The organism is Bradyrhizobium sp. USDA3010 (assembly GCF_056429065.1).
Map to the genome: position 1 here is coordinate 1 of NZ_JBWJZD010000148.1, position 370 is coordinate 370.

The 370-nt window shown below is 67.0% G+C and carries 1 pseudogene; it reads right to left on the reverse strand.

Going from position 1 to position 370, the window contains the following annotated elements:
- Positions 1 to 370 (reverse strand): annotated as a pseudogene (locus AC066Y_RS43350) (transposase); the annotation flags it as partial.

Consider the following 370-nt stretch of genomic DNA (forward strand, 5'->3'; position numbering starts at 1 on the left):
TTGTCGGCGTCATCGAGCTCCCAGGCCTGGCGCAGCACCCGACGGGTGGCCGCATGATGCTCTTTCGGCAGGCGTTCCATGATGTTGCGCGCCTTGTGGATCTGGCAGCGCTGGATCGCAGCGGCCGAACCGAAGGTGCGGCGGATCGCCTTCGACAACGCCTTCGCGCCGTCGGCGATGAACAGTCTTGGCACCGTCGGGTCGAGCCCGCGCGAGACCAGCCTGAACCGGTGCGGCATTCTCGGTCGCCCCTTCCACCAGCGCCAGCGGATGCTTGTTGCCTTCGCCGTCAACCCCGATCGCGGCGACCAGCACGAGATCGTCGCCGAGATGCAGCCCGTCGATTTGGACCACCAGAAGGTCGAGCGCG